This is a genomic window from Pseudoalteromonas sp. SG43-6, assembly GCF_014164365.1.
GTDB classification, from domain to species: domain Bacteria; phylum Pseudomonadota; class Gammaproteobacteria; order Enterobacterales; family Alteromonadaceae; genus Pseudoalteromonas; species Pseudoalteromonas rhizosphaerae.
This window is the reverse complement of record NZ_JACJEZ010000044.1, coordinates 35,744-42,295: the sequence shown is the minus strand read 5'-3', so window position 1 is coordinate 42,295 and position 6,552 is coordinate 35,744. Positions and strand designations below refer to the sequence as shown.

At 40.7% G+C, this 6,552-nt stretch carries 6 protein-coding genes; all 6 read right to left on the bottom strand.

Annotated features, from left to right (window positions below):
- Nucleotides 1–88: 88 nt before the first annotated feature.
- The 6 genes from H5201_RS17080 to H5201_RS17055 all read right to left on the bottom strand — a co-directional run bounded on the left by H5201_RS17080 (nt 89) and on the right by H5201_RS17055 (nt 6,550).
- Nucleotides 89–748 (bottom strand): FlgO family outer membrane protein, encoded by a 660-nt coding sequence (locus H5201_RS17080; RefSeq protein ID WP_404936356.1) that lies wholly within the window; start codon nt 746–748, stop codon nt 89–91.
- A gap of 8 nt (nt 749–756) precedes the next feature.
- Nucleotides 757–1,437, bottom strand: a complete 681-nt coding sequence (locus H5201_RS17075; protein ID WP_182761007.1) for a FlgO family outer membrane protein — start codon at nt 1,435–1,437, stop codon at nt 757–759.
- A gap of 12 nt (nt 1,438–1,449) precedes the next feature.
- Nucleotides 1,450–2,043, bottom strand: a complete 594-nt coding sequence (locus H5201_RS17070; RefSeq protein WP_145240937.1) for a FlgO family outer membrane protein — start codon at nt 2,041–2,043, stop codon at nt 1,450–1,452.
- Nucleotides 2,044–2,094: 51 nt separating this feature from the next.
- The gene (locus H5201_RS17065; protein ID WP_182785110.1) at nt 2,095–2,760 is read right to left on the bottom strand and encodes an SPOR domain-containing protein; all 666 of its coding nucleotides are present in this window, start codon (nt 2,758–2,760) and stop codon (nt 2,095–2,097) included.
- A gap of 10 nt (nt 2,761–2,770) precedes the next feature.
- Nucleotides 2,771–5,644: a hypothetical protein gene (locus H5201_RS17060; RefSeq protein ID WP_182785109.1), complete on the bottom strand. Its 2,874-nt coding sequence runs from the start codon at nt 5,642–5,644 to the stop codon at nt 2,771–2,773.
- Between the two features lie 93 nt (nt 5,645–5,737).
- Nucleotides 5,738–6,550, bottom strand: a complete 813-nt coding sequence (locus H5201_RS17055; protein WP_182718035.1) for a molecular chaperone — start codon at nt 6,548–6,550, stop codon at nt 5,738–5,740.
- Between the last annotated feature and the right edge of the window lie 2 nt (nt 6,551–6,552).

Below are 6,552 nucleotides of genomic sequence, written 5' to 3'. Positions count from 1 at the left end.
CTGATAGCTGATAGCTGATAGCTGATAGCAAAATTATAACGGTTTATCCTATTTACAATCAAGCAGTTAAATGGATTTTATAACGATGCTAGTTAACACTCGCGCGTTGTAGGTGAATATCGGCGTTGTTGAGTACGTAATAAGGCAGTATTTTGTTGCTACTGGCAACTACGCGTTTGCTGGTGATATCAATAATACGGGCGTTTACTTCAACACCGTTGCTGCGGTAGATCAAGGTGCCTGATAACACATGACTGGCGATGCGTTGATCCGCTAACTGCTCTATATCGCGTGAAAATACAAAGTCACCGCGTGGGTTCATAGTTATTTGGTCGGTGGTTTTAAAGTCAACAATACCATAACCAAATTTTTGCAGTTGATGAATAAAACTCTCTGATAACTGGTTGCCTAATTGGCTACTGTTATTAAGGCTGGCATCTAAATCTACAAATGAAGTAACGGCAATCGAGGTATCAAGCTCTGTTTGCATTGTGTCGACTAAGTCTAACGCCATTTGCTCTACATAATTAACCAGTGTTTTATGATGCTTGTTAGGAATAAACTGCGCACCACTATCTAATGGCTCGGCGTCGTTTAATTGTGCTTGTTGTAGTATTTGAGTAAGGTCATATTGGCTAGTCGTACTTTGAACAGGCTCAGCCGTATCATTGGTCATACTGCATGCGCTGAGGATGCTGATCACCCCCCCTACGGTTAATAACTTAGTGCTGTGGATTAGCTTACCCATCATTGGCCTCACTTACTCGCTTGTTTTAGCATTACGCCATCAGTGCGATAGCTGCTGTCGAGTGCATCAACAACGGATTGCGGAATAAACCCTTGTGCAGAGCCAACCACAGCCTTACTAGCTAAACCAATAATTCGGGCATTGACTAGTACACCACCTTGGTGATTTACCATAGTGCCCGCCAGTACGTAGTTGAAGTTTTGATCTTGGCTTAGCTCTAAATAGTCGCGACTAAATACAAAGTCGCCAGAGGGAGTAACACGCATGTAGTCGGTGGTTTTAAAGTCGATCACCGGTACACCAAAACTGTGTAGCTCGTGCATAAAACTTTCGGCGATTTGATTACCTAACAATGTGCCGTCGTTGTAATCATCATCTAAAAAGATAAAGCTTGATACGGCCAGCGGCGTTTTGGTATTTACGTATTGTAAATTTTCAGCCATATCTTGCATTATGCCACGTACATAATGATTAATATTTTTACGTGTTGGGACTGTGACTTGGCTGCTATCGTTCATCACTGGAATATTATTTTGATAAAATGTATTACTTTGCCCAGGAGCTGCAACCATTCTTTGATCACCCTCTAACTGCGCAGAGTTATCAGTTTGTGCTGTTTTGCCCGGTTCCATCATTTGCGCGCAACCAAAACCCAGTGGCAAACATAAAGTTAATATTAAGCGTTTCATGAGAGCTCCTAATTAGTATTCGCTGCGGTAAATATAACCGTCGCGCTGTTGTATTTTTTCATCGCCCCACATCACATTTATGGGGATCTCTGTACTGGCTGCAGATACAACGCGGCTATCTTGCGTATTTACCATACGGGCGTTAACTATATAGGCATGTTGTTGCCGTGTTAAGGTACCCGTGATAACAAAGTCAATATTCTGACGTTGGCGTAACTTGCTAATGTCGCGACTTAATATACCATCTGCGTTGCTGGCTAAATTAAGGTGTTTTTCAAGGCGATATTCAATAGTGTTATAGCCAAGTTGGGTAAACTGAGTAAGTAAGCTTTCTTGAATTTGCTGACTCAGCCCTGCGCCCTGCCCTTGTGCCAGCTCACTGTCTAGCGCGTTGGCTAAGTAAAAGCTAGTAACGGCAATCCGTGCAGAGCTTTTAAACGGCCCTTGCACATGGCTCAATTGACTACTCAAGTCGCTCACATACTGATGCACAGTATAAGGTGCCATTGTTGCTTTTGGGGCATTGGTACTTGGTGCTGGCGGTTTTTCTTGCGTTAAACTACACGCAGTTAGACTCAGCAATAATAAACATAACAAAAGGCGCATAATTGCCATCCTCACTAAACATGGCAATAACAAAGCAAGTATTATGCCTATTTATAATTTTATTGGGTTATCTGTGTAGTGAGTCACCATGCAGTTGAGCTGTTGTAGCTTTAATTTATCACAATCAGCTTGGGCGTTTTTTTGATATTGGTATGCCCCGATTTTTAAGCGGTAATAAGTCATGCCTTTTACCTGAGCAGTTTCGACATTGGTGATAAATTTATCTGACAATAAACTCGGTACTTTTTGTTGAATTGTTTGCCAGCTTGGAGCTAATTGCGATTGTTGAGTGACCGCAATAATTTGCAGCGCAAAAAGCGCGTTGTTAGTTATGTTTGACTGTGTTGCTATAGATTGCGCAGGTCTATCTAACGGTACTTGCTGTGATGCCAAGGCAGCAGATGAATGGCTCTTCTTACCTGTGTTCTCGTCATCATTTGCTATCGCGGTTAACTGTGCTATCAATAAATTCAAATCACTTTCAATCAGTAATAATCGTTCAAGATCGGGTTTAATCGCTTGCCACTGTGCAGAGCTAGTTTGTAACTGTTGTAGCTCTTGTTGCGTGATCTGCACATAGGTTTCATGATTAGTTTCAGCTGTGCTGCTGGTACTTTTTTGCGCGCTATCCGTCGTGCTGGTACAGCCAGATAATATAATTAAACTCATTATTAATACGGCTGATTGCATTACACTAAACGATTGTTTGATATTCATTGCTATTCCTTTAATGAAGTATTGTTCGTTGTTCGATATCACACTTCAATCTTTGTTTTATTAATGACTGACAAAGCTCCGTAAATTCAGGCTGTGCTTGCTTAGCGTATGCTAAGGCGAGTATGTACTTACTTTGCTGTTGATCATGAATATAAAACACGTCTTGCTGTTGTAATTTTAAGCGTGGGCTTATCAAACGTAAGTATGCCTTTAACATCATTAACGATGAAAAATTCCCCGCATTAACAATAGTCCCCGACACTTCTTCGAGTGATTTTAAAGTAAAATCAACCCCAACCAACACATCCCCTTTTGCTGATAAATCAACTGTTACTTGCTGGGTGTTTTTTAATGCTTTACGTTCTTTAAAGCTATCGTCAACCACAGCCCGATACTGCCCTGGCCGTAGGTCGGTAAACAAATAATAGCCATCATAAGCCGCTTGGGTGTTGGCAACTTCTTTATCGTTTTGATCTAATAAGGTTATTTTTGCATAAGGCTGCACATAAGTGTGATCCCCTTGCTGCTGATAGACCACCCCTTCAATTTCACTGGCGTTGTTTAGCGGGTAATCCATGTATTCAATAAATCCTGCTCTTGGCGTGATTGAAAAGCCCTCATTGGCAGGCACAAAAAACGGATCGGGGAAGCTGTCTCTATCGAGCACAATATCTGTGGTGCGATTAGCTGGCATTGAGGTTAACAATGCAATGCCATTTTCATCGGTTATTGCTTGGCGATAATTTTGCAGCCCTTTTACTTTTATACCTGCAACACCTTGCTCGTCAGGATCCATAATGCCGTTGTTATTTTGATCTAAAAATACCCGTAACATTAATGTACCTGTCGTTGTTAAGCTTTGCTTAGACACAAAATAGTGATTGTTTTGTGTGTCATAACCAAGGCTGAATCTGCTATATACGCCAAGCTGCCAGTTATCTTCACTGTCGTAGTTTAGATTACTAGTGAGACTAAACTTATTGCTTTGCCAACTTAAGCCTAAATCAGCCGATTGAATATCATTAATACGAGAATCACGTAAGGTGACTTCTGCTTGCAGTTGACTGGTAATACTACGGTTAAACTCAGCCTCGTAGCTGGTGACTTCATTGATAGGAGATAATGTGTAATCAACACTAAAACGACTATAAATACGACCCAAACGCCCTTGCAAACGTGTTGAGCCATACACTGATTCAACATTATTACTTTGTTGCCATTGTAATTGGTTGCTCAAAGCTAGGCCTGCAATCGCATAATTCAAACGGTTCTGTGCTTGCTTATAGATGCCTCGGTTATCTGATGTTTGATACAATAAATTGTTTTGGTAGTTTAGCCGCCCGTAACTGTTTTGCATCAACTCGCCAGCCATATCAAACTGATAGCTGTCGTATTTTTGTTTTAATTCATCGGTTCGATTCGTTGCGCTAAAAAGTAAAGATTGATCAGCAAATTGCGTGCGTGCTGTAAGTTCAAGCTCTTGTTCATGTTGATTATTTTTCTGGTAGTCTAAGTTTAATAGCAGAGCGCTAAATAAGCTAAGGTTAGTCCCCAGTGACATGTGTTGTAGGTCGTCATGTGTTCTTTTTTGTGCCAATGCAGCGGTATATATCGAGAAGTCGTCTGTAATACCTTGCTCGTAGCGCCCTGCTATTTGCCAGCCCGTGCTGTCATTATTGAAGGCAGTATTGCCAAGCAATTTTTTACCCTGCTCAGAGACTGATAGTTCATAAAATCCTTCACCTTGTGCTAATTGGTTACTATCAATAAAATAATATTCGCTTTTTCGCTCGACCTGCCCTTGAGGACCATAAAAAATAAGCTCGAAGTTATTCTCACCATAAAACAAATCAACATTATCAAAAATATAACGACCATCTGATAAGCTTAATTGCTGCGCAATCAATACGCCGTTACGATAAAGCTCAACGTCCCAGCCTAACTGAATCGGACCACTTAAATTAATACGGTTACTATCAAATTGTTGAGTCAGTCCGCGGTTTGAAAACTTAATACCACGACCATACTGACTGTTGTAACGGCTGCCAACTTGTGTGGCCGTTACATCACCAAACTCAACTTCACTGGCTGCTAACACTCCCAGTAATGAGCTTTGCGGGTCTTGCTTAGTAAATGTTAAACGCGAATCGCTGAGTAAATCGCCCTCGCGACCAGATAAAAAGTATTCGGCAGATAAATAAGCAAAGTCTTGTGCACCTAATAATGAGTAACTTGTTCTATTTTGATTTTTATCAGCACTGTAGTTTAATTGTAAATCAGCAACAGGTGATGAAAGCGCTTGATACGGGCTGGCTTTCCAAGGCAAGGTGGGCTTGGCATTACGATTCGAGGGGTTAAGCCTTCTACCATGGCGTTCTCGCTGTTGTTCAATTGGTAATAAGATGGCCGAACTTAACTCTATTTCTAAATCACCATAATCGACTGTAAATTGCAGCCCAAAAACCTCTTTTAACTGCGCCATTTCAATATACATGTCATCATCAATGCTAATATCAGCAGCCGTTAGTTCAAGCATACCTGCGTCAGTTATCAGTGTTGCAGGCAGGGTGCTGGCATCTAAAATGAAAGGCTGTTGATCTCGATACCAGCCTTGAGCAGAACGAGTTACAAGATCAACATCTATTCCAAATTGCAATATATCAGCTAGGCTACTAAGGCCAAGTTGAATACCCTGATCACTTTTTAAAGCGAACACTTCGCCTAAGTAGTAATCATTTAAAGACAACGAAAATAATAAAAACTCACCGCTTGCGATCCGCGGTTGGTTTGACGCAACAGGGCTGTTAACGCTAGGCTGAGAAGCTGTTGGTAAGTCGGTTAATTTAGCTTCAATCTTGCGAAGTGTTTTTAATGCATCATTCACAGTTACGTTATTAGTCGCGAATGCATTGTTACTAAGGCATAAACTTAGCCATAGTGTAATGCACTTTAGCCCTGTATTCTTGGTCATGAAGAGTTAAAGTTGCAGCATTTTTGGACTAATCGCTAAAGCATACTCGGCAAAATTTATGTCTTGATATTCATCTGCACCGATATATTTAAAAATAACAGTACCAGGCTTATCTAGGGTTTTATCACTAAATAAACTCAACATTACCTCGGCATTTTTTACATCCGAGTAAATACTTAAATTGCCAATTTCAGCGATAGCTTCCAGCTTAGCATTAGCATTTTGTTGATAAAACGCGGTTAATTTACCATAACTGCTAAAGTGAGTTTCACGATTGAGTTTTAATTTAAATTGTAGTCGTTGGTTGCCCTGGTTTTTAATCACTTGCGCTTGCTCAATGAGTACTTTTGGTACTTCAGCATGTTCACGAAGGATGACTGGAATACTGTAGCTCATGATCATATTAATTTTTATTGAACTCGTACTATTTGGGTTTTCATTTGGCAACGCCTGAAATAATAAATGCGAACGATATTCACCATCTGCTAACTGTTTTGGTTTTCGAATTGCAATTTTAACGGTTTGCTTTTCACCAGGCGCCAAACGCATTTGCTTTGGTGATAAGCGCGTCATCGGGCTTAAACTTGTCGCCGTCGGCTCAAGTAAGGTTACATACCCTCCGGTTGATGTGGATTGCTTTTCGCTCCAATGCACTCGGTAAGTTTTGTACTCGTCACTGGTGTTGATCACTGTGACCTTTGCAGTACGTTGACGCTCATCAAAACTAATACGAGTAGGAGAAATAAGTAAATTCGCCATTACCGCCTGGCTAAAAAAACAAAAGCTTAAAAGCAGTATCACGGTTAATTTATTAAACATTT

Excerpts from the sequence above, each read along its gene's own strand:
- H5201_RS17080 (WP_404936356.1), bottom strand. The coding sequence starts at position 748 with ATGGGTAAGCTAATCCACAGCACTAAGTTATTAACCGTAGGGGGGGTG.
- H5201_RS17075 (WP_182761007.1), bottom strand. The coding sequence starts at position 1,437 with ATGAAACGCTTAATATTAACTTTATGTTTGCCACTGGGTTTTGGTTGC.
- H5201_RS17070 (WP_145240937.1), bottom strand. The coding sequence starts at position 2,043 with ATGCGCCTTTTGTTATGTTTATTATTGCTGAGTCTAACTGCGTGTAGT.
- H5201_RS17065 (WP_182785110.1), bottom strand. The coding sequence starts at position 2,760 with ATGAATATCAAACAATCGTTTAGTGTAATGCAATCAGCCGTATTAATA.
- H5201_RS17055 (WP_182718035.1), bottom strand. The coding sequence starts at position 6,550 with ATGTTTAATAAATTAACCGTGATACTGCTTTTAAGCTTTTGTTTTTTT.